The organism is Paenibacillus sp. GCM10028914 (genome assembly GCF_042666275.1).
Lineage (GTDB): Bacteria > Bacillota > Bacilli > Paenibacillales > Paenibacillaceae > Paenibacillus_AQ.
Map to the genome: position 1 here is coordinate 84,935 of NZ_JBHTFO010000013.1, position 22,786 is coordinate 107,720.

Here is a 22,786-nt window from a genome sequence, read left to right on the forward strand (position 1 = left end):
AGATCAACCGATGAACCACAAGGCATTCGAAGGATCTTATCAGGGAGAAAAAGCGGTTTGGCTGCAATACGGTCCATACGAGGCTGTTATTTTGCCTGAAATCGGAGGGAATCTGATTGCTTTCCGTGATAACGAAAGCGGTTACCGATTCTTGCGTGAACCGGCTGAATCAGAGATGGAGCTGTTTAAAGATAATCCAGGAGTACACGGTATTCCCGTGTTGTTTCCACCGAACCGATATGAGGATGGAAAGTTCCCTTGGAATGGACAAACGTATCAATTTCCTGTGAATGAAGAGGCAACAGGTAATCATCTTCACGGCTTTCTGCATACCATTCCTTGGACTGTGGAGGAGTATGGAACGACGGCATTAGAAAGTTACGTTACTGTAAGTGTGACCATTGATAAAGATCATCCGGTGTATACAATGCTGCCGCATACATTTACTTTCCGGCTTCGGTATGCAGTGAGTGCTGCTGGATTATCGCAGCAGGTATTCATTCGGAACGAGGGAGAACAAGCAATGCCTTGTTTGCTTGCATTCCATACGGCGATTAATGCTCCTTTTGCTGAAGGAAGTACAGCTGATGATTATAAGCTGCAATTGACGATTGGCAAGCGCTGGGAATTGAATGAACGTATGCTGCCAACGGGTCAGCATCAAGATTTGAACGAAGATGAGAAGCTCATGCGTGAAGAAGGTGTTAATCCATATTTTGATGCGATGGACAACCACTATACGGCTGTTCCTCAGAATGGAAGAAACCGTATGGAGCTAACGGATTCACGACTCAGCAAGACACTGGTATACGATGTAGGCACATCATATAAACAGTGGATGATCTGGAATAACAATGCTTGTAAAGAGTTCTTCTGTCCAGAGCCACAGATTAATTTAGTCAATGCACCGAATGTTGATCTGCCAGCGGATGAGATTGGATTGTTCGGACTTGCCCCAGGTGAAATTTGGGAAGAGACGGCACGTATTTATTTGAAATAGTATCTTTCATTAATAACATAAGGCGTAAGGTATTTCTCGCTTCATAAGGAGAAGTTCCATACGCCTTTTTTATTTATACTACAGTTTAAAATGATGATTGAACTGGCTTATTTCGGGCTTCACGGTTTCGCCGAACTCGATCCGGAATAGCAAAAAACATGGTATACATTACAACAAACAGTACGAGTGCGAACATTTCTTCAACCAGTAAATAGAAGGGATGTGGTCCGAGCAAATCGAGAAGAGAAGGTGTAGATGGTTTATTCATCAGGTACATGTAATTGGATCCGAGAGCAACATTAATAATTCCTACGATCAGAGCAGCCACATTTAAGAATAGCATTGTCCAGGCAATGGACTTCCAACTTGGGCGATATCCTCGAATCCACGTCATATATAAAGGTGCAATAATAATCGCAAGATGAGCCACGAAAAAATGAAAGAAACGGAAGTGTGGAAACGGATAATCAAGACTAGGAGTAAGTACTGCTTGCAGTGCACCACCAATACCCGCAAAATAAACTAAAGGGTATATTTTACGGCTGTCAGTTATCAGCATGATGGCTGAAAGAAACATCGTCAGGCTGCAAAGCTCCAGGGGAACAGAGGAGGTACGGTCCCACATATCGTTAGAAATATACCATATTTGAAGGCAAATTTCCGGAAGTACCAGGGCAGCAACCAATAACCACTTGATGATGGATTTAACAGCAGGCCTTCCCAGAATCCTTTTGCGAAACAAAAATAAAGCCAGGATCAAGAAGAGCAGAAGTCCAATAATACACCAGTGTTCCGTAGTGAATGCCTGAAAGGTGTATGGATAGTTTGGATCAAATAACGTATTAATGGGGAGACCTCCCTTGGATCGCGTTTTCATATAAATATTACCATAAATACAAAAGAATGAGTTGATTGTGATTGGAGGGTGTGTAAACGAATGAAGTGGATTAATCTAAAACATTCAGTGATCAGGATCAAACCGCTGAGATTGGCTCTAATTTTGATGATAGTGAGCCTGTTGTATATCGTGTATTCTGCTTATTCGATCTGGTCATATGGACAGAGAACAGAGCTGCTTCATGCTGACGCGGCTATCGTCCTTGGTGCAGCCACATATAATGGAGAGCCTTCCCCTGTCTTTAAAGCTCGAATAGATCATGCTTTGAACTTATACCATAACGGAAGTGTGAGAAAGTTGATTTTCACTGGAGGAAGTGGAGAACAAGGAGAGATCAGTGAGGCGGAGACAGCGCAAGTGTATGCTATAGATCATGAAGTGAAAGCCGAAGATATTATTATTGAGACATTCTCAACAATTACAGAAGAAAACATAAGAAATGCGAAAATAATCGCAGAGCAGAATGGAGTTTCATCTTTTTTGATTGTAAGTGATCCACTTCATATGAAGCGGGCTATGATGATTGCTCAAGACATGGGCCTGAACGCCCATTCATCACCTGCTCAAAATAGTGCTTATCAAAGCTTACGTACGAAGCTGCATTTCTTGGCACGAGAAGTGTTTTATTATATCGGTTATCAAGTGGTTGCGCCGTTTCGCTAACGTAACAATAATAAAACCGCCTCATCCACAGGTGAGGGCGGTTTTTTCGGCAGGTTTATGCAACAGGATGCTTGTTTCCTGCCATTAAGCGTTTAAGCGGTTCTTGCTTTCTTCTAGGAATTCGAAGGATTTTTGAGGACGGCGCCTTTTCTCCGAAAAAAACAATTCCTTGTTCAACATCAGTAGCTTTGTCTACGTTAACATAACAGTTACCACCGACGTTAAAGAATTGTTTTCTGGATAATAGCGAGTTGATTTGTTCGGCAGTCATTCTCTTTTTTATATTATAATTTCTGCCGTGAAAACTGACCAATCCGTGGGTTCCGGTTTTAAAGAACAGAATGTCCGTTTCGACCACGAAGTCCTCATACACATTTCTGGATTCTGGTGCGCACTGCATCATTCTGACTCCCCCTTATTAAATTATCATTATTTGATAACGCTTTCATCTTATCATGTTTTTGGAGTGCATAAAAGGACTTTTTAAAATTCAAGCCAAAAACACCTTATACCACGATGGTATAAGGTGTCTAAAGTAATTAACTATTAGTTGTCTGATGTTTCGGTTTTGGTTTCTTCGTCAGCAGCCGTTTTCTCTTCAAGCGTGTTTGTGATTTTCGCATTGTCTTTCAATTCTTGAACGTATGAAGCGTACTGCTCACTCACTTTATTAGAAACGAGCTGTTTCTTGATTTCTTCCTTTTTATCCTCAAGCGTTGGGTTTGTTGCTTCTTTATGATCTGTCACCATGATGACGTGGTAACCATAGGAGCTTTTTACTGGTTCTTGAGAAAACTTTCCTTTTTCCAACTTAAAGGCTGCTTCTTCAAAAGCAGAGTCCATTTGACCACGTTCGAAGAATCCAAGGTCACCGCCAGTATCCTTTGTAGCATCTTCGTTTTTCTCTTTGGCAATCGTAGCAAAGTCTGCGCCTTCGTTCAATTGTTTGATGATAGCCTCAGCTTCTTCTTTTGTTTCCACAAGAATATGGGAAGCTCGAACTTGCTCCGCAGTGGCAAAGCTATCTTTATACTGCTCGTAAGTTGTTTTAATCTCTTCATCAGTGACTTCAACTTTATCGCCCATAAGTTTAGTCAGTTCAAGCTGGAATTTAGTTTGTTCCTTAAGTGTATCAAGTGTCAAACCGCTGGATTGCATAGCTGTATTGAATTCGTCTTCGGATGCAAAAGAGCTCTTAATGGATTCAATTTCCTTGTTGATTTCTTCATCCGAAATTACAATGGATTTCTTGTCAAGCTCTTGCTTGATCAGTTCCTGAGTAATCAAATAATCAAGCGTCTGTGTTCCACCTGCGCTAACCAACTCTTCATATAATTCGTTTTGAGTAATTTCTTTGTTATTAACCTTAGCGACCGCTTTTCCACCATTATTCTTGCCAAAAGGATTGACGATCAGCACAACGATCAGTGCTGCAGCCAATACGAGGGATGTGATCATCCAACCTTTGCCACCATTACCACCAGTGGATGCAGGAGATTGTTTTATGTCACCATTATCCGAGGAAACTACGCCTACAGATTCTGATGATTGTACCGTAGTATCGTCCAATGGCTTGAGGTCATCTTGTGTAATATCTGAATTTTTGTCTGAATCCGGTATCTCTGACACAATTTCATTGTTGTCTTCTGGTGTGATAGGATCAGGCGTTACATTTGGATTCTGATCAGAGGCTTGTCCAAAATCGTCTTCTGGACGCCCTCCATTTGTTGGCTGTACATCATTTTCTTTCATTAAATTATTGACTCCCTTCACTGCTTCTATTAATGTGTTTGATTATCTTTTATCACTTTAACAGATATACAATCAGCTTACCTTAAGAAATGATAAAAAATTCGAAATAGGATGACAATATTTGGGGTTATACCATTTATAGGGACTTAGGAGTGATATAAGCTGCAGGATGAATAGACTTAAGACAGCTATTTTCATATAATGAAATTAACTATATAACTTTTTATAGATTAGCCCCCGGAAGTGTCTACATGCTGTGCAGCGGCATTGCATTTCCGGGGTTGTTGTGTGTAAAAGCTGTGGATAGATAAATGTAAGAAGGGATGATTCATCATGAACCAATCAGAAAAAATCAAACTAACGTCTTACTCTTCCAAAGGGGGATGTGGCTGCAAAATCGGACCTGCGGATCTGGCACAAGTGATCCGTACACTCCCACCTGTGGAACCCAACCCTAATCTCCTTGTTGGACTGGATACAAGTGATGATGCAGGCGTATATCGGTTAACTGATGAACTTGCGATGGTGCAGACTGTTGATTTCTTCACTCCAATTGTGGATGATCCGTATTCGTTTGGTCAGGTCGCAGCAGCTAATGCCATCAGTGATATCTATGCGATGGGTGGTAAGCCGCTGACTGCGCTCAATATCGTAGCTTTTCCGATTACGACGCTGGATAAGCAGGTCCTATCAGACATATTACGTGGTGCAGGAGACAAGTTGAAAGAAGCAGGAGTTACACTTGTCGGGGGTCACTCCATTGATGATAAAGAACCTAAATTCGGCCTTGCTGTAACGGGTATTGTTCATCCGGATAAGGTTCGAACCAATGCTGGAGCTAAACCAGGAGATGCACTTATTTTGACGAAGCCGATTGGTGTGGGCATTCTTACAAGCTCCATTAAAAAGGACATGCTTAACGATGAAGAGATCTCCCGCGTAACCTCAGTCATGGCAGGCCTTAATAAAACTGCAGCTGAAATCATGGATAACTATCCAGTGCATGCATGCACAGATGTTACAGGCTTTGGTCTGATGGGGCACACTCTAGAAATGGCCAAAGGAAGTGGGAACGGCATCGTTATTGTTAAAGATCAGGTCCCTGTGCTTCCTAGAGTTCGCGAAATCGCCGAAGCGGGGGTAATACCTGGCGGTACGAAGAATAATCATGCGCATGTAAGTGATTCTGTTCAATTCCCTGAGGAGATGGATCAAATCGATCGCTGGATCTTGTGTGATGCGGTTACTTCAGGTGGCTTACTCATCGCAGTTGATGAGAGTGAAGCTGGAAAGCTGCTTCAGGAACTGCTGGATGCAGGTGTTGAGGCAGGAATGATCGGTCGCGTGACGAGTCAGCATCCAGGGACGATTGTCGTCGAGTAACAACTAGAGTGGTCGGGTTATAGATAAAGGAGCGTACGCATATGTTTCAAGACATCAGTGTGGAGGAATTACTGAAACTTCAGAGCAGTAAACAATTCAGTCTGATCGATGTTAGATCTCCTTCAGAATTTAAAGATTCAACGATTCCTGGGAGTTATAATATTCCAGTGTTTAATGATGAAGAAAGAGCGGAGATTGGCACCCTGTATAAACAGGTGAGTGTTGATGCAGCTAAGGAACGCGGGCTGGAATTGATGTCCGCCAAGCTTCCCGCTTTTGTGAAAGAATTTAAGGAGATAGAAGGTAATAAAGCGGTATTCTGTTGGAGAGGCGGAATGCGTAGTAGAACAGCAGCGACCGTGCTCTCTCTGATGGATGTACATGTATATCGGATTCAAGGCGGGATTAAAGCTTACCGCAAGCTGGTTTTGGATACACTCAGTCAGAATAAATTAGACGCGGAAGCCGTTGTTCTGCATGGATTCACAGGAACAGGTAAGACAGCGGTTCTTCAACAGCTACAGAAAGAAGGATATCCGGTGCTCGATCTAGAAGGATTATCGGGGCACCGGGGTTCGATCTTTGGTCATATCGGACTTAAATCGCGTAATCAGAAGATGTTTGATGCTTTGCTGTATGAACGGTTAAAAGAAATTGGTCGAACGCCTTATGTTCTATTCGAAGCAGAGAGTAAACGGATCGGAAAAATCGTCCTTCCTGACTTTCTTATGGAGAAGAAAGAGTCTGGCGTGGTCGTTGTCATGGATATGCCATTAGAAGAACGTGTCACACAGATTATGAAGGATTATCAGCCCGCCGAGTATAAAGCAGAATACATTCAAGCTTTTAATCGGATTAAAGGTCGTATTCATACACCGATTGCTGCGGAAATTAGCCGCTGCCTTGCCGAAGATCGCTTTTCTGAAGCTATTAGGCTGCTGTTGGAACATTATTATGATCCGAAATACGATCATTCTTCCCGTCAATACGATGATAACAAGCAGCTAGTACTGCATATTGAAAGCATCGAAGAAGGGGTGCAGGCGGTGAAGGAGCTTCTGAAACGGCGTTTCTAAAAAAAGGGGGATTGGCGTGTTACCTTATGTCATCGTCATTAGTATCGTATTAATTGGAGGAATAGCCACCGTTATGGTTGGCTTGTCCCAAGAGAACAAGAAGTCTAATCCGAAGTATGAACGGAAGACAAAAGCTAATATAGTGCGTTTGGTCATTATGTACACACTAGCATTGTTCGTATTTGGAGCGATTTGGATTGTTTATAACTGATAGGTGAGAGGAAACGTCAATCAACAAATCAAAAAAAAAGAGCCAACTGTGAATAGATAGCAGGGCTCTTTTTTTGATGTATTAGTTTAGTATGATGCAGCTGGAGCCTGAAAAGAATTAGCGGATAAGTCTTGTGAACCATCGTATGTAGTGAAACGGTTTGGGTATGCAATGACCTCAGTGCCATCCGAGAAACGAACCGTTTTTACTGAACTGCTCATGTTATATACAACATAAGTTTTATTACCGTTTTTATCAAATACAGCGTATAACGGATAGTCTGAAGTGATGTTTGGATCCTGGGTGCCAAGCGTATTTAAATTATGAATCCAGTGATACGTGTTGGCTTTCGAGTTGCCTTGCTCCGGTATGCTGGAAGTTGCTCGTGACTCAAACTGTTTGATCGCTTCTGTAGGATCAGAAATGGCTAAGTACATATAAATGAGATCATTCCATGTATTGAAATCAGTTCCTTCATTTTCGCGAACCATCGTGTCATAATTCTCACCTGCGTAAGAAGGGAACCTAGTGAGATACAGAGATGATCCTGTTATCGGAAGCCAATTAACCCCATGTACTTCAGCTGGATTGGCCGTCCACATGGTTGAATCACCGGTTGTCTTACCTCCCCAGATAATGCTCGCGTTAGAGCGTGTGAAATTTGACGGGTAATTCGTGCCCGATGTATCAAACCAGTATTCATTAATGGCATACATTTCGGTTGTATATAAGTAGATTCCAAGGTCTCTTGTATCTTGATCACCGGTTGCTTCTCCCCACAAAATAAGAGCTGCCCAGGCATTCATCGATTCCGATGAAGAGGTGCTATTATTACCATCGCTAAATCTCCCATGTCCAGATGACCATGAATGACCTGCATATGGATCAAATTGCCGAAGAAAAGGAAACATAGGATCATTTCTGTCATCACTGGCAATATCCCGTATCAGGAGATCAACCATTGAACCGTACTGACTGCTTGCGGCCCAGCTTTTATCTGTCCGAGCAAGTTCGGCAGCAGCTTTAAGGAAATAGCCATATTGAGTATGATGATCGTTTAGCTCCATATCTGAACCGTAACTCGCAGGATATCCAATGAGTGACCCCCAATCATTGTTATAATAAAACATTTCCGATTGTTTGGGATTTCCCATTTCGTCACTAGTTGTAAACCAGTTTTCCAGACGGGATCTTATTTCTTCTCGGAACTTGTCAGCAGAGACGCTATCTCCAATTTGATCGGCTATTGGAGCTAATGCAGTTAGTTTTCCAAGTCGTTTACCTATAGAGTAAGAGTCAGGAGAACCATAATAATCTTCAGCTGCAGCCTCTTCAATATACTCGGCGAGCAGCTCTCGATCGTATGATCCTTGATCTGGCAGTGATGGAAGGACACCAGGATATTTCATTATGGTTTCAAAAGAAGTGCCTTCTCCTGTCTTCATGGTGCCGCGTACGGATGGGTATGTAAATGAAAGATTCGTATTGTTCGAATGCTTCCATTGATGTGGATACATTGCATAAATCGTTCCAGTCCTGGTTCCTTCTTTCGGCTCTGTATTGAACTTGTACGTAGTGGTTAGTTCACTGGTAGAAGAATCAAATGACCAGCTTACTTTAGTATCCGTGACATGTGAATAAGCATATTGTTCGAACTTCTTAAGGGTTTCTGGCTTGTCATCAGGCAGTGCAGCTATGGAAAAGTAATCTTTACCGTTCAGTGAATTGGTCAGCTGACGGCTGCCAATGCCATCCCATGTGCTGCCGGTTGGTCCGTACAGACCGTAATGAGCGCCGTCTATGCTAACACCAAGAACCGGACTTTTTGCATTACCGTACCAGACCTTCGGTACAGAATCGAATGATATGTATGGTGACCCGTTGTTATATGTAAAGAATATGAAAGGGGAACCATGGCCATATGTAACCTGCATTGTGTTTAATCCTGATGTGTACTTTGCTCTAACAAACCAATCATTATAATGATCGACTTTGGCATCTGGGAATAGATCTGTTTCAGAGTGTCCGACGGTAAGGTCGCCGGATTGATTCATAGAACCTATAATAGCAGAGCTGTCTGCATATATTCGCGGGCTAGGATTATAAACACGAAATCCAGCGGGCTCGTTTTTGACAGCAAGCGGGTGAGGATATTGGGCCTCTGAATATGTATTCCAGGCTAAGCTGCTCCACCAGTCATTGGTGGGGATCTTACCAGTTACATTTGAAGTTCGATAAATGTCGGATGATGGAGACCGCGATGATTCTGGAAGAATATTCGTGTACGATCCAGCTCCTGTATTCATCTCTCCAGTAAAGGCAGCAGCAGGAACGGAAAGTGAGCAACTTATGATCAGCCCGAAGGCAGAAGTAATCCAGCGTTTGGCTTTCATTTGAACCTCCTTGAATGTTTCATAGTGAATCGGTGATAATAAGTGAAATTTAATGAAAATATAAGCCTTAACGGATAGAACTGTACAACCGTTAATGAACGTGATACTATCTTGTTTCTGGCCATTTTATATGGAGAACAGGCATAAGGAGAGAACTTCATGAGTCATAATCATACTTATTCTTATACCCGGATCCGATGGTTTTGGACCATATCGTTTCTTTCATTTCTAGCCTTTGTAGGAGTAGCCCTACTAGTTATTTCGGAAAAAGTGTCCAGATTGGATACCTATTTCACAGAAATTGTACGTAGATTTGAGCAACCTTGGCTGACTGTTGTCGCTAAGGGGGTTACTAATATGGGTTCCAATGTATCAATCATTGTAATTTGTATAGTGGTTTTTACATTTATGTACTTTGTATTACAAACCAGAAGAGAAGCGATGTTCTTTATTGCTGTCATATTGAGTTCAGCAATTCTTAATGTCTTATTGAAGAATATGTTTCAGCGATTAAGACCTGATATTAACCTTTTGATAGAAGTGACTGGATATAGCTTTCCTAGTGGACACTCCATGAGCGCTTTTACATTGTACGGCATATTAACATTCTTATTATGGGCGTATTTGGATACGGGTGCGCAAAGAAATATTGTTCTAATTGTATTTATTGTAATTATACTATCCATTGGGATAAGTCGAATTTATTTAGGTGTGCACTATCCTAGTGATGTAATCGGCGGTTATTTGGCAAGTTGTTCATGGTTAATGTTAGCACTAGGTGTATATGAATCACAACAAAAACACAGTGTATAATATTGCAACACATGGGGTAATTAATCCGTATATGATAAAAGTTATTGCAATAATTTAGATGTATCCATTATACATGATTAGTGGAAAAGAAATATGTTTAAGGAGGGCGTGCCAATGGCCTTTGGCGCAAGAATGTTTAAAACGGGTTTGGCTGTAACTTTAGCCCTCTATCTGACGATGTTATTAGGTATATCATCACCGGTCGGTGCTGCGGTTGCTGCGATTTTTGCTATGCAGCCTTCAATTTACCGGTCGTGGAAATACTTCCTTGATCAACTGCAGACAAGTACTCTAGGTGCGATACTAGCGATGCTTGGAGGGTATTTTCTGACAAATCAACCGATCGCAGTGGGACTTGTATGTATACTCGTCATCATGATCTGTATTAAATTAAATATGGGTGAAACGATAGGACTAACGTTAGTTACTGTTATTTCTGTTATGGAGGCATCTGGACAATGGGACTTCGCAATCAATCGTTTTTTTCTAACGCTGATCGGTATCATTTCTGCATTCTTAATTAACATTATCGTCTTCCCTCCAAAACCCAGAGATCAATATTTCAAACAGATCAACAGCGTGTTTGGCAAGATGTCACTGTTGCTGCGAACCGCTATTTCTCATGAAATTAAAGATTCAGTTTATCGGGACGAATTGAATAGCTTGGAAGGAACGATAAAGTCCCTCGCAGATAAATACCATTTGTTTGAGGAAGAGCAGAAGAAACTAAAGCGGGCTAAATACAGCCACTCGAGACAACTGGTAGTGTATAAGCATCTGCTAATCTCATTACAAAAAGGTTATGAAGTGCTTAATGCTGTGGAGAATCATTATTTTCAGGCGAAGAGAACAGAAGCGGTTGATCATCAGTTTGATGCACAACTCGAAAGTCTGATTAAATTTCATGAGCATATTTTGTGGAAATTTGAGGATAAGCTGAAGCCTAATGAGGATGAAGCTGAAAGTATGGCAGAACAGAATGAAGCGTTTATGGATCAAGTGATATGTGGTGCTGGGCTTGAACCGGGAGGATTCCGGATGACCATTGTAGCAGCAGCCATGTATGATTATGGACACACTCTAGATCGTCTAAATCGGGTTGCAGATCATATCAGTCGTTTTGTCGAAAAAAAGGAAAACAATGCTGGAATTCTCGCTTGGCTCAAAAAATAAGGTTAGACTAGGAAAATGATATCATCGTCTGATGGGGATAGATTAAAGAACAGGCTGCACTTAAAGTCAGCCTGTTTCTTGTCTTTTCTCTTTTAGTTAAGGGGCAAACCGATTACTACTTGTTGATGAATACAAAAAAATCGGCTACTTTAGCCGACTTCTGGGTAATCATATTGATTAATGATATGCAGCCTGTTACAATAGAACTTGGTCTGATTAAACACAGATACAAGTTCATATCTAATACATTTCAATTATATCACATGTTGATTTTGTTGTCAATGTTTAAAATAGGGAGATGAAGAAATGGCGATAACCGATCAGGATTGGAAGGATGAACAAGCACGAGTAACTGAGGTCACTGACAAAATCAGCCGTAAAATTAACCAGCTTGAAGCTGATGTTGGTTTAGTACGCGATGATGTCATCACCATGCGTAAAGAATTCTGGGATGAAGTAACCGTCAATTTTAGTAACCCTGATGATCTGGGGGAGACATCAACTAACTTGCGACAGCAGTCTCAGGTGCTTTCGGAAAGAGAAAGGACTCACCTGCAATCCAGTAAAGCACTGAAAAAATATAAGAGGCTTGTATATTCCCCTTATTTTGGACGGATCGACTTTCGGGAAGAAGGCACTACAGAAGTGGAGTCGATTTATCTTGGAATTGGATCCTTTATGGATGACACTACGGAGACATTTCTAGTTTATGATTGGCGTGCACCGATATCCAGTCTATATTATGATGGATCGCCAGGTATAACCCAATATGAGACTCCTTCCGGAACCGTTTCGGGTGAGATGAGTCTAAAGCGGCAGTTTGTCATCCACGATCGTGTTATTGAGGTCCTATTTGATACAGGTGTAACGATAGGCGACGAACTGCTTCAACAAGTGCTTAGTCATAGTGCCGATGATCGCATGAAAAGCATTGTAGCTACAATTCAACGTGAACAAAATGCTGTGATTCGTAATGACAAAACTCGAATGCTAATTGTGCAGGGGGCGGCAGGAAGTGGTAAAACATCAGCTGCACTGCAAAGGGTCGCTTATTTACTATATAAGTACAGAGAAATACTACAAGCTGATCAAATGATTTTGTTCTCTCCAAACCCGCTCTTTAACAGTTATGTATCCACAGTGTTGCCTGAGCTCGGGGAAGAGAATATGCAGCAGACGACATTCCAGTCCTATCTGGAACACCGACTTGGCAAAGAATTTGAACTTGAAGATGTGTTTACACAGACTGAGCTACTGTTAAATGCACCGGATACTCCTTCTCACCGTGCACGGCTTGCGGGAATTACCTATAAATCCTCCGTACCTTATTTGGATGTCATTCGTTCTTATAAAGATCTGTTGGAGAAGGAAGGCATGATGTTTAGACCGATTGTCTTCCAAGGTAAAGTTATCGTAAGTAGTGATGAAATGGTAGCACAGTTTTATGAATATGATTCCGCTGTTAAGTTAGCGGGAAGGCTTGATTTAATGAAGGATTGGATCCTGAAACGTTTATCGGATTTTGCCCATGAAGAACGCAAGGAGCCGTGGGTTGAGGATCAGATTGAGTTGCTTGATGAAGATGATTATCATCGTGCTTTTCAGACGATGCGTCGTAAGCAGAAGATGAAGAAGAATGAAGTTAGCTTCAATGATTTTGATAGGGAAAAGGAGTTACTGGGCCGTATGGTGGTCAGTGATCGCCTTAAACCAATACGTCGCTGGGTCAAACGGTACCGGTATGTTGATGTTAAAGGATTGTATCGTAAGTTGTTCGCAGATGAGCGGTTATTCCGTCGATTGGCCGGTAATGATGCAGCCTTACCAGACAACTGGAGTGAAGTGTGCAGCCAAACGATGCAGAAGATCGAACACAAGGAGTTATTTTACGAAGATGCAACTCCATTTCTTTATTTGAAAGAACTTTTACAAGGCTTCCGTACCAATACATCCATTCGTCATGTTATTGTGGATGAAGTGCAGGATTATTCCGCATTTCAGCTGGAGTTTCTAAAGCGGCTTTTCCCGCGTGCGAAGATGACGGTGCTCGGTGACCTGAACCAAGCTATTTATGCTCATGGCGAGGCATTAGGAAGTCTTGAGAATCTCGTCAGTCTTTATGGGCAAGAGGAAACAGAAGTCATCTCGTTAACTAGGAGCTATAGATCGACCTATGAAATCGTCGATTTTACCCGGAAGATGATTCCTGGAGGAGAGAAGATCATTCCATTCAACCGACCCGGAGAAGAACCGCGTATTCTTTCGGTAGAATCAGAGGCTGAACTGAATGACGCTGTTGTATCAGATATCCGCAGTCTTCATGATAAGGGTTATCATTATGTTGCGGTCATCTGTAAGACAGAAGAGGAAAGTCGACGTGTTAAGGAGCAGCTTTCCGCTCATATTCCTGTCAGATTAATAACAAAAAGCACTCCTGCATTTGAAAAAGGAACGCTTGTTGTACCCGCCTACCTAGCCAAAGGTGTAGAATTTGATGCTGTTATTATTTATAACGGATCGAATGAAGTCTATAACAAGGAAAGTGAACGGAAGCTGTTCTACACCGCATGCACCCGTGCCATGCACGAGCTTCATATTTATCATCTGGGTGAAAAGAGTCCTTTTCTTCCTTGATGTATAGGGTAGTTAATTGAATATTATTTTTACTTTAACATCGCCACTATGAAATGGTCCTGATACATCCATTTCGTAGTGGCGATGTTTTTACGTCTATTCATTTCCATCCATCTTTCAGGAAATTTATTAAGGCTAATGTCTGGATATAAAGTGTAGACAATCATATCACTTTTTGGCATGCATACTACAGGGGAAAGAACCCACAATATAATATATGACGTAAATGATGTTAAAGGTGGTCTTCTTCGTGGAAAACAAGAAATGGGATCTAATCGCCCTTGCATCAATACCGTTAATTATGACACTGGGTAATTCCATGTTGATTCCCATTCTTCCTCAGATATCCAGGGAATTGGGTATTAGCTCTTTTATGGTTAGTATGTTAATTACGGTTTATGCAGTTGTGGCTATACTCCTGATCCCGATCGCGGGTTTTCTCTCAGACCGATATGGTCGTAAGAAAATCATCATTCCAAGCTTGGTTATAGCTGCTGTAGGTGGTGGCGTTTCTGCGATTGCTGCTTGGTTAATGAACGGAATGGGTGCGTATGCTGTAATTTTGGCAGGTAGGTTGCTCCAAGGTATTGGAGCTGCGGGTGCTTTTCCCATTGTTATACCACTTGTAGGCGATATGTTTAAAGAAGATGAAGAAGTGAGCAAAAGCCTGGGAATTATTGAAACTTCAAATACGTTTGGTAAAGTATTAAGTCCAATCCTAGGAGCACTTCTAGGAAGTGTGGTATGGTTTTTACCGTTTATTGCGATACCTGCACTTTGTCTAATCTCCATTGTGTTGGTCATTTTTCTTGTGAAGCCGCCAAAGCATAAGGAGAATAAACAATCGATTCGGGATTTTTTGAAAACAACCAAAGAGGTTCTAAAGGAAAAAGGACGATGGATGTATGCGATTTTTGCTATCGGCGGTATCGCTATGTTTGGCGTATTCGGCGTGTTATTTTATTTATCTGAGGTATTAGAGTCGACATATCAGTTAAAAGGGGTTATTAAAGGTCTTGTATTAGCTATACCGCTCGCTGCGCTTTGTTTAGCATCGTATCTAGCAGGGAAATTTATTGGCAATAATAAGGCAGGCATGAAGTGGACGGCTTTTATTGGCATGACATTGTTGACAGCTTCCCTCATCATTACAGGATTTAGCGCACAAATTTATTTTGTTGTTGGTCTGATGACGCTAGGGAGTACCGGGATCGGCCTTGTTCTTCCAAGTATGGATACGCTGCTTACGGAAGGTGTAGATAAAGAACAGCGGGGCACGATCACTTCACTGTACAGTAGTATGCGTTTCATCGGGGTTTCTCTTGGACCACCAGTCGTCTCACTTCTGCTAGGGGCTAATCATTGGGTTTTGTTTAGTGTGTTAGCCGCAGTATCTGGGATCGGCGCGCTATTAACCTTCTTTGCTGTTAAGCCAGAAGAGGAGAAAGAAGAGGATGATAAAGATGGCGGTCTTCACAAAATGGAATATAAAAAACAGCGTTTGCGTACACGCAAAAACCTTGCCCCTAAATAAGGCAAGGTTTTTTAATGAGACCTATGGTGTGAGTTTTTGTTTTGATGTGCTAGAGGAAGTTTTTAGGATTAGGGCAACAATGTAAATGATGACTACTAAAGCGGGTGCTATGGCAGAATAACGATACATGACCGCATAGCTAGAATAGCTTGCAATTACTCCAAGAAGCATGGAACCAATCGCGACACCGAAGTCTAGGGAATTCAGGAAGGTTCCGTTAGCCATACCGCGTTGTTGGGGAGGGACTTCCTGAATCATCCAGGTTTGCAGAGAAGGCTGCAATGAACCGAAACCAAGACCATAACAGATTGCAGAAAGAAGCAAGCCTCCAATTGATGTTGAGTATGTAAGCAGTAAAAGCCCTGCGAGCATGCAGATTGCACCAGGGACTAATAAGGCTTTATGTCCAAAACGGTCATACAATCTTCCTGATATAGGACGGATTAGAATAATAGCAAGGGCATTAAACAGAAAGAAGTATTGTGGATTGGAGAGATGAACTTCTTTGCCGTATAGAGCCAGGAAGCTGAGCAAACCACCATACGTAATAGATATCAAAAAATTCAAAACCGATGGCAGTAGCAATCGACGCATAACGGATGTTTTTTTGTCCTTTTCGATAGGGACTGGTGCTGGTTCTTTGTGTGACTTAGGTGTTCTTGATGTTAAAAGAAATGCTAATGGAAAAATAATAATATTGATCGCAGCTGTCAGAAAGACAAGCGGCGTAAAACCTCCCCCTTGAAGAAGAGTTAATCCAATCATGGGGCCAATGGACATCGCCAGTGTCGTAGAGAGGCCAAAGTATCCCATTCCTTCTCCTAAACGTTTAGCCGGTATGATGTCCGAAGCCATTGTTGGGAAGGAGGTACTGGTCATACCGAAGCCGATGCCGAATAAGACGCGCATTAACAATAGGAATCCGATACCCGAGGCCAAGTAATAACCAAATACAGCAAGCAGGGAAAGGAATAGTCCGATATAGAGTAATTGACGACGTTTTCCATTCTCCAATGCTTTGCTGGAAAACAGTCTGGAAGCGATAGCGCTGAATGCGAACAAGCTTGTGATCAGGCTTACCTGCGTCGCATTGGCTCCGAATGCTTCTTTAGCATAAACCGGTAATGTAGATAGAAGCATCTGAAGCGTTAGGAACAAGAACAGGTTGCTTAATGTTAAGATTACGAATTCTTTAGTCCATAATTTATTTGCTGTGTTATTCATGAATGTCATTTCTCCTGTTGTGTTCATTTCTTTTGAGGTTTGCATTCATTCGAGAGAGGATATCCTTGAACAAATCCATCTCATGAGAATTAATGCCTTCTGAAATAAGACGACCGCATTCTTGTTCGAGCGGCATAGTAGAGGCAAGCAGAGCTTGACCGGATTCAGTAATGTGCAGTAAAAAGGCTCTACGGTCATGAGGAGATACCTCACGATAAATAAGCCCTTTTTTTTCAAGTAAATCGAGAATTCTTGTCGTTGTCGGTTGATCTTTGTCTAGTCTGGCTGCGACTTCTTTTTGGTTCAAACCTTCGCTGATTGCAATCTGATTAAGGACGGACCACTGTTCAGGTGTAATATCAAATGGTTTTAATTTACTTAGAAACAGATTGGAGGCTCGGCGATAGGTATATCCGAGTTGGAAACCGATCGAATAGTGATCAGAGTTCATCATAAAATTCACCGCATTTCTATTGTGTTATAAATAGTTGTCTTGACAATTATATGTTTAACAAGTTTAATCAGTCAAGATTCTGACGAATTCTATAATGAAATAGTGGCTTTAGAGAGATATGTCCTAGGAAGCGCGAAGGGGATATATTTATAATTTTTATAATAAAAACTAAAAAAATGGAGGAGAGATCGTTGGGAGAGAGCAGACGTAAACAGTCATCGGGGCAGTATTCAAACCGATCTAAATCAGGTGAATCTTTATCACCGCATAAAAAAACATTAATTGGAATCGCAAATGGCATCATTATCATTGCTGCTTTGACTGCCTTGTTTATGATGAATGATAAAGCGGATATGGATTATCCGGACCTTGCTCAGGTACAAGCTGGTGATACACCGGAAGATTTTGATGTTAATAACCAGCCTGTCTTAGGAGATCTAAATGCACCAATTCAAATCGTAGAATTTTCGGATTATAAATGTCCTTACTGCAAGATTTGGACAGAGGAAGTGTTTCCGAAGCTGAAAACAGAGTATATTGACACGGGAAAAGCAAATTTTGTATACGTAGATATGGCATTTTTAGCTCCGGACTCTGTACTTGCAGCTTTAGCGGGAGAAACATTATATCAGATGAATCCGGAATATTTCTGGAAGTATCATGAATTAATGACTGAGCGGCAAGGTGATAAGGATAAACAATGGGCAACGTATTCCTTCATAACAAACTTGGTGAAAGAAGAAATGCCAGAAGTACCGCTCGAGCAGTTTAAGTCAGACCTGAAGTCTGAGAAATATATTAAAAATGTAAAACGTGATTTAGATATAGCAGACAAGCAAGGTGTAAATGGTACTCCAACCATATTTGTTAACGGTGTGAAATTTGAAGATCCAACGTTCGAAACATTAAAAGCATTTATAGATGAAAATGCTAAATAGTGATTAGAAGTAAGTTCTATTAAGGAAAGCCAGGCACGGTAATGTGTCTGGCTTTTTTTATGATTGCGTAGAGGGTTTACTGGATGAATGTGGAATATGGAAAGTGGAAAGTGAATAACGTACGAATAGATTGTTACATTCCTCAAACACAGCCTTAACAATTAAGAGCTACTATAAAGTAATGATATTCAATAGACAATCAGGAGGAATACAAAATGACACCTATTATTAACTTTGCTCACCGCGGAGCCTCGGCTGTCTGTCCTGAGAACACGATGGCTGCATTTCGTAAGGCATTAGAGCTTGGAGCGACAGGGATCGAGACCGATGTTCAGATGACTAAGGATGGAAGTCTTGTCCTTATTCATGATGAAACGTTGAGGAGAACTACGAATGGTCAAGGATTCGTTAAGGATTATACATGGGAAGAGATAAGAGAGTTTGATGCAGGTGCCTGGTTCAATGAGGATTTCCGTGGAGAGCGACTACCCTCACTGGAGGAGTTGCTTCTACTAACAAAGAATCATGGCACGGTTATAAACATTGAATTGAAAAATGGGATCATTCAATATCCAGGACTTGAGGAAAAGGTTATTGCAATGGTTCAAAGCTTAGGCATGGAAGATCGCGTAGTATTATCCAGTTTCAATCATTATTCACTTGTAAAATGCAAGGCATTAGCACCTGAAATTCGCACAGGTATTTTATATATGGAAGGTCTGTATAAAGCTTGGGAATATGCTCAGACTGTAGGTGCTGATGCGCTGCACGCTAACAAATATGCTGTATTGCCGGAATGGGTAGAAGAAGCAAAAGCTAGAGGGATTGTGTATCACCCGTTTACCGTAAATGATCCTCAAGAGATGAAGCGCTTGATAGCGGCTAAAGTGGCAGGGATTATAACAGACCATCCAGATTTGTTGAATCAATTGCTTCAAACTGAAGGAGCGTGAATATGTGAGAAAAACATGGCTGTTAGGATTCGGTTTTTTCAGCATCAGCATCACCTGGGCATTATACAATGCGTTTGTTCCGTATTTTCTAGAAGGATACATATCGAGCGTAGCCATGATTGGTTTTATAATGACCATTGATAATTATTTTGCTCTATTCTTACAGCCATGGATCGGTAGCAGAAGTGACAAGACTCGTACACGATTTGGGAGAAGAATGCCTTACCTTCTTATCGGGATGCCGTTGGGTGCTTTATTTACTGCCCTTATTCCCTTCCACACAGGAATGCTGACTCTAATATTGTTTATGGTGCTGATGAATCTGGCTATGAGTCTCTACCGCTCTCCAACAGTAGCGCTTATGCCGGATATTACAGCAGAGAAGAACCGGACCCGGGCGAACGGAATTATTAACTTTATGGGCGGAGTGGGATCTATCCTTGCTTTCGGTGCGGGATCTATTCTTTATAAGTCGAATCCATCATTTCCGTTTATTGCAGCTGCATGTGTCACCCTGATCTCGATGCTTATACTGATGCGATTTATTAAAGAGAAACGTGATGCACCTGGATATACCGCGCAGACTGAAGTCAAGACGAAGATCTCCTTTAAAGGACAATTGGATCGTACAACCATCTTTTTACTGGCGGCGATTTTTTTCTGGTTTGTCGGTTATCAAGGTGTGGAAACGCTGTTCACTTTATACGGTAAAAATGAGATGGGATTGAGTGAATCTGCAGCTTCATTCTCATTGACATTCTTCTCTCTTGCCTTTGTGCTATTTGCCATTCCAAGCGGCTGGCTCGGTAGCAAGTATGGTAAGAAACGAATCATCCTTATCGGTGTTACCGGATTGTTTGTGGTTTTTGCCCTCGTTCCATTTATTGGCTCTTTGCTACTATTACGTGTTTTATTGATCATTGGGGGCTTGTTCTGGGCTTGTATCAATATAAACTCCTATCCGTTTATCGTTTCTACGGGTTCGGAGGAAAGTATAGGCACCCGTACAGGGTTGTATTATCTGGTATCTTCACTAGCGGCCATTTCGTCTCCACCTTTACTTGGACAGCTTATAGATGTGTTCGGGTATTCCATCTTATTCTATTGTGCAGCAGGCAGTATGCTCGTCGCATTGTTCTGTGTTTCCATGATCCGTCATCCTGAAAGTTTAAACCGCACTAAAAACAAAAATTCTGCTCTGGGTGTTTAGTATCTGTTTATACCAACTGGATATGATGGATGGATATTTCAACGAAAAGTTTGTACTTCTTTGCTGGTAATTATATAAATATCACGAAACTCTTGGTACAATAACAAAAGTTAAATACCAAGGAGGCATAAAATGACACACAAGATAAGAGTGGGGATCGTTGGATACGGAAACCTGGGCCGCGGAGTTGAGAAAGCCCTGAAGCAAAATTCCGATTTCGAATTGAAGGCTGTATTTTCCCGCCGGGATCCACAAGGGGTTTCCTCGGAGGCTACAGCAGTACACATATCTGAATTAGATAACTATAAAGAGTTAATTGATGTATTGATTCTTTGCGGAGGATCAGCAACGGATCTGCCGGAACAGGGTCCAGCTTTGGCGGGTAAATTCCACACGGTGGATAGCTTTGATACTCATGCTAAAATTCCTGCTTATTATGAAAGTGTTGACGCAGCTGCACGTGAGGGTGGTAAAGTCAGCGTGATCTCAACAGGTTGGGACCCAGGCTTGTTCTCCTTGAACAGATTGCTTGGAGAAGCAGTGCTTCCTGAAGGGAATGAGTACACATTCTGGGGCAAAGGTGTTAGCCAAGGTCACTCCGATGCGATCCGCCGTGTTTCTGGTGTGAAGAATGGTGTGCAGTACACGATTCCTCGTGAAGAGGCAATTGATCGTGTTCGCAGTGGTGAGAATCCTGAGCTTAGCACGCGTGAGAAGCACCTTCGTGAATGCTTTATCGTAGCTGAAGATGGGGCTGATCGAACTGCAATCGAGAATGAGATTAAAGAAATGCCGAACTATTTTGCTGATTATGATACAGTGGTTCACTTTATTAGCGAAGAAGAAATGAAGCGTGATCACGCCGCAATGCCACATGGTGGTATGGTCCTTCGCAGTGGACGCACTGGAGATAACAATAACCAGATTATCGAATTTGGTTTGAAACTGGATAGCAACCCAGAGTTTACAGCAAGTGTACTTGTTGCTTATGCTCGTGCAGCATTTAAACTTGGACAAGCTGGTGACACGGGAGCGAAAACAGTGTTTGATATTCCATTTGGATTGCTTTCTCCTAAATCACCTGCACAACTTCGTAAAGAACTTTTATAGTAAACTTTATCAAGGGCTTTTCCTAAAGATCTATGATCTTAAGGGAAGCCCTTTTTCTATTGTATGCATGCAAGGTCGAATTGAGAGAATGTTAAACTTGCAGCCTAAGCTAAAGCAACTCATAATGGAGTAAGATGGAAGTGAGAAATAGCCTTTACAGGCGATAACTATGGGAGGAACCCTGTGCAAGTATTGGCGATGCTGACGATGTTAATTGATCACGTGGGACTTATCTTTTTTCCAGAACAGGAGATATGGCGAATTATTGGGCGGATAGCATTTCCATTGTATGTTTATGCGCTTGTACAAGGTTATGACCGTACCTCCTCAAGAACTCGCTATATGTTTCGTTTAGGTCTCATTGCTGTGTTATCACAAATACCGTATCAAATGGCACTACATTCTACTAGTTTTAACGTAGTTGTAACTCTTTTAGCCGGTATCATTGTGCTTAGGGCATTAGATCGAATAAACTCCTTTTACATGTCTGCTTTAATCGTCGGTGCAGCAAGCTTAGTTATGGAGCTTTTAGAATTTGATTATGGCTCCTACGGCTTGTTTCTTATTTTGATCTTTCGGTATGTACCGGCAGACAAGCTTGTTATGTGGCATTTTACACTCAATCTCCTCTACGTATTCTTGAATGGATGGATCCTGCAAATGTGGAGTCTGCTTCCTTCCATTGTGTTTGCGTATGGTCCAGTTATTTGGGCGCGGTTAGAATCAATCCGGGTTCGTTCCTGGGTATGGAGATCATTCTATCCATTACATTTATTGTTGCTGGCAATACTTCAAGTGTGGAAGTTTTAATATACGATGTGTTAATGAGAATACATAAGGAGAGGTTTTCATGTTGGAAGTGGGGATCGTAGCTTGCCTTATCATTTTGACAGTTGCGGGATACTTAGCTTTTCGAAACTCAAAATTGATTGCCGAGAAGAAGCAGTTATCACACATTTCGTTGCCTCCTGCTGAATATACACTTTATATGGCGAAGGAATTTACGGAAGAAGACCGAAGGATCATGGTGCCGCTGGGTATGATGGAATTTCGTGATTTGAATGGAATAAAGATAGTAGCGCTTTGCAGAGTTATCGATAATAATAGGGGTGATTTAAAGCTGGAGGAGGCAGGGGCGATTCTAATGAAACATATACGCCAAGCTCGCCAGAAGGGAACATTTATCTCTTATCGTTCAGTGCAAGATGCGTTGCAGGATCCGACAGAAATACAAATGGCAGAACGTATTGCTGAAGTGGTTAGTAGCGAAGAGGGGCTATCACTTTCGACACAATAGAAATTTATCAAATGAACTGAGCTGTGGATGGGGTCAACCTCCCCGACGAAGGGGTAATGAAGAGGAAAAA

General features: G+C 41.7%; 21 protein-coding genes. 15 read left to right on the forward strand and 6 right to left on the reverse strand.

The window, feature by feature from the left end:
• Positions 1-10: 10 nt before the first annotated feature.
• Positions 11-1,000, forward strand: a complete 990-nt coding sequence (locus ACFQV5_RS12395) for an aldose 1-epimerase (protein ID WP_379247171.1) — start codon at positions 11-13, stop codon at positions 998-1,000.
• Between the two features lie 85 nt (positions 1,001-1,085).
• On the opposite strand, the gene ACFQV5_RS12400 is transcribed toward ACFQV5_RS12395, so the two are convergent.
• Positions 1,086-1,877 (reverse strand): YwaF family protein, encoded by a 792-nt coding sequence (locus ACFQV5_RS12400; RefSeq protein ID WP_379247173.1) that lies wholly within the window; start codon positions 1,875-1,877, stop codon positions 1,086-1,088.
• Between the two features lie 60 nt (positions 1,878-1,937).
• On the opposite strand from ACFQV5_RS12400, the gene ACFQV5_RS12405 reads away from it, so the two are divergent.
• Positions 1,938-2,561 (forward strand): YdcF family protein, encoded by a 624-nt coding sequence (locus ACFQV5_RS12405; protein ID WP_379247175.1) that lies wholly within the window; start codon positions 1,938-1,940, stop codon positions 2,559-2,561.
• 55 nt (positions 2,562-2,616) lie between these two features.
• Here ACFQV5_RS12405 and ACFQV5_RS12410 read toward each other — a convergent pair whose 3' ends face one another.
• Both ACFQV5_RS12410 and ACFQV5_RS12415 read right to left on the reverse strand, forming a co-directional pair.
• Positions 2,617-2,964 (reverse strand): LytTR family DNA-binding domain-containing protein, encoded by a 348-nt coding sequence (locus tag ACFQV5_RS12410; RefSeq protein ID WP_379247177.1) that lies wholly within the window; start codon positions 2,962-2,964, stop codon positions 2,617-2,619.
• Positions 2,965-3,107: 143 nt separating this feature from the next.
• The gene (locus ACFQV5_RS12415; protein WP_379247179.1) at positions 3,108-4,313 is read right to left on the reverse strand and encodes a peptidylprolyl isomerase; all 1,206 of its coding nucleotides are present in this window, start codon (positions 4,311-4,313) and stop codon (positions 3,108-3,110) included.
• Between the two features lie 333 nt (positions 4,314-4,646).
• Between ACFQV5_RS12415 and selD the strand changes: the two genes are divergently transcribed.
• Genes selD through ACFQV5_RS12430 form a run of 3 tightly spaced genes read left to right on the forward strand, consistent with a single transcriptional unit; the run spans position 4,647 to position 6,983 of the window.
• The gene (selD, locus tag ACFQV5_RS12420) at positions 4,647-5,696 is read left to right on the forward strand and encodes a selenide, water dikinase SelD (protein ID WP_379247181.1); all 1,050 of its coding nucleotides are present in this window, start codon (positions 4,647-4,649) and stop codon (positions 5,694-5,696) included.
• Between the two features lie 41 nt (positions 5,697-5,737).
• A complete protein-coding gene (gene mnmH / locus ACFQV5_RS12425; protein ID WP_379247183.1) occupies positions 5,738-6,772 on the forward strand; it encodes a tRNA 2-selenouridine(34) synthase MnmH in 1,035 nt (344 codons plus the stop codon).
• 16 nt (positions 6,773-6,788) lie between these two features.
• A complete protein-coding gene (locus ACFQV5_RS12430; RefSeq protein ID WP_379247185.1) occupies positions 6,789-6,983 on the forward strand; it encodes a hypothetical protein in 195 nt (64 codons plus the stop codon).
• 86 nt (positions 6,984-7,069) lie between these two features.
• Here the strand turns inward: ACFQV5_RS12430 and ACFQV5_RS12435 are convergent, their stop codons facing one another.
• A complete protein-coding gene (locus tag ACFQV5_RS12435; RefSeq protein ID WP_379247187.1) occupies positions 7,070-9,376 on the reverse strand; it encodes a glycosyl hydrolase in 2,307 nt (768 codons plus the stop codon).
• A gap of 159 nt (positions 9,377-9,535) precedes the next feature.
• Here ACFQV5_RS12435 and ACFQV5_RS12440 point away from each other — a divergent pair, with 159 nt between their 5' ends.
• From ACFQV5_RS12440 to bcbE, 4 genes are all read left to right on the forward strand, one after another.
• Positions 9,536-10,189 (forward strand): phosphatase PAP2 family protein, encoded by a 654-nt coding sequence (locus tag ACFQV5_RS12440; protein WP_379247189.1) that lies wholly within the window; start codon positions 9,536-9,538, stop codon positions 10,187-10,189.
• A 114-nt stretch (positions 10,190-10,303) separates the two neighbouring features.
• Entirely contained in the window at positions 10,304-11,362 is a 1,059-nt protein-coding gene (locus ACFQV5_RS12445; RefSeq protein WP_379247191.1) for an aromatic acid exporter family protein, read from the forward strand.
• Positions 11,363-11,668: 306 nt separating this feature from the next.
• Entirely contained in the window at positions 11,669-13,996 is a 2,328-nt protein-coding gene (gene helD, locus ACFQV5_RS12450; RefSeq protein ID WP_379247194.1) for an RNA polymerase recycling motor HelD, read from the forward strand.
• A 250-nt stretch (positions 13,997-14,246) separates the two neighbouring features.
• Positions 14,247-15,530 (forward strand): bacillibactin exporter BcbE, encoded by a 1,284-nt coding sequence (gene bcbE, locus ACFQV5_RS12455; RefSeq protein ID WP_379247196.1) that lies wholly within the window; start codon positions 14,247-14,249, stop codon positions 15,528-15,530.
• Between the two features lie 21 nt (positions 15,531-15,551).
• Here bcbE and ACFQV5_RS12460 read toward each other — a convergent pair whose 3' ends face one another.
• A complete protein-coding gene (locus tag ACFQV5_RS12460; protein ID WP_379247198.1) occupies positions 15,552-16,754 on the reverse strand; it encodes an MFS transporter in 1,203 nt (400 codons plus the stop codon).
• Positions 16,747-17,208: a MarR family winged helix-turn-helix transcriptional regulator gene (locus tag ACFQV5_RS12465; RefSeq protein ID WP_379247302.1), complete on the reverse strand. Its 462-nt coding sequence runs from the start codon at positions 17,206-17,208 to the stop codon at positions 16,747-16,749. The genes ACFQV5_RS12460 and ACFQV5_RS12465 overlap by 8 nt, the downstream gene beginning before the upstream one ends.
• Positions 17,209-17,399: 191 nt before the next feature.
• Here ACFQV5_RS12465 and ACFQV5_RS12470 point away from each other — a divergent pair, with 191 nt between their 5' ends.
• The 6 genes from ACFQV5_RS12470 (at position 17,400) to ACFQV5_RS12495 (ending at position 22,716) form a co-directional block, all read left to right on the forward strand.
• Positions 17,400-18,146 carry a DsbA family protein gene (locus tag ACFQV5_RS12470; RefSeq protein ID WP_379247200.1) on the forward strand — a complete coding sequence of 249 codons (747 nt, stop codon included), beginning with the start codon at positions 17,400-17,402 and terminating at the stop codon, positions 18,144-18,146.
• A 215-nt stretch (positions 18,147-18,361) separates the two neighbouring features.
• On the forward strand, positions 18,362-19,099 hold the full coding sequence (locus tag ACFQV5_RS12475; protein ID WP_379247202.1) for a glycerophosphodiester phosphodiesterase: 738 nt from the start codon (positions 18,362-18,364) through the stop codon (positions 19,097-19,099).
• Between the two features lie 4 nt (positions 19,100-19,103).
• Complete coding sequence (locus tag ACFQV5_RS12480) at positions 19,104-20,309, forward strand: SLC45 family MFS transporter (protein ID WP_379247204.1); 1,206 nt, start codon at positions 19,104-19,106, stop codon at positions 20,307-20,309.
• Positions 20,310-20,441: 132 nt separating this feature from the next.
• A complete protein-coding gene (locus ACFQV5_RS12485) occupies positions 20,442-21,419 on the forward strand; it encodes a diaminopimelate dehydrogenase (protein ID WP_379247206.1) in 978 nt (325 codons plus the stop codon).
• Positions 21,420-21,602: 183 nt separating this feature from the next.
• Positions 21,603-22,229, forward strand: coding sequence for a TraX family protein (locus ACFQV5_RS12490; RefSeq protein WP_379247208.1), 627 nt, complete (start codon positions 21,603-21,605; stop codon positions 22,227-22,229).
• A gap of 40 nt (positions 22,230-22,269) precedes the next feature.
• Positions 22,270-22,716 carry a hypothetical protein gene (locus ACFQV5_RS12495; protein WP_379247210.1) on the forward strand — a complete coding sequence of 149 codons (447 nt, stop codon included), beginning with the start codon at positions 22,270-22,272 and terminating at the stop codon, positions 22,714-22,716.
• Positions 22,717-22,786: the final 70 nt, after the last annotated feature.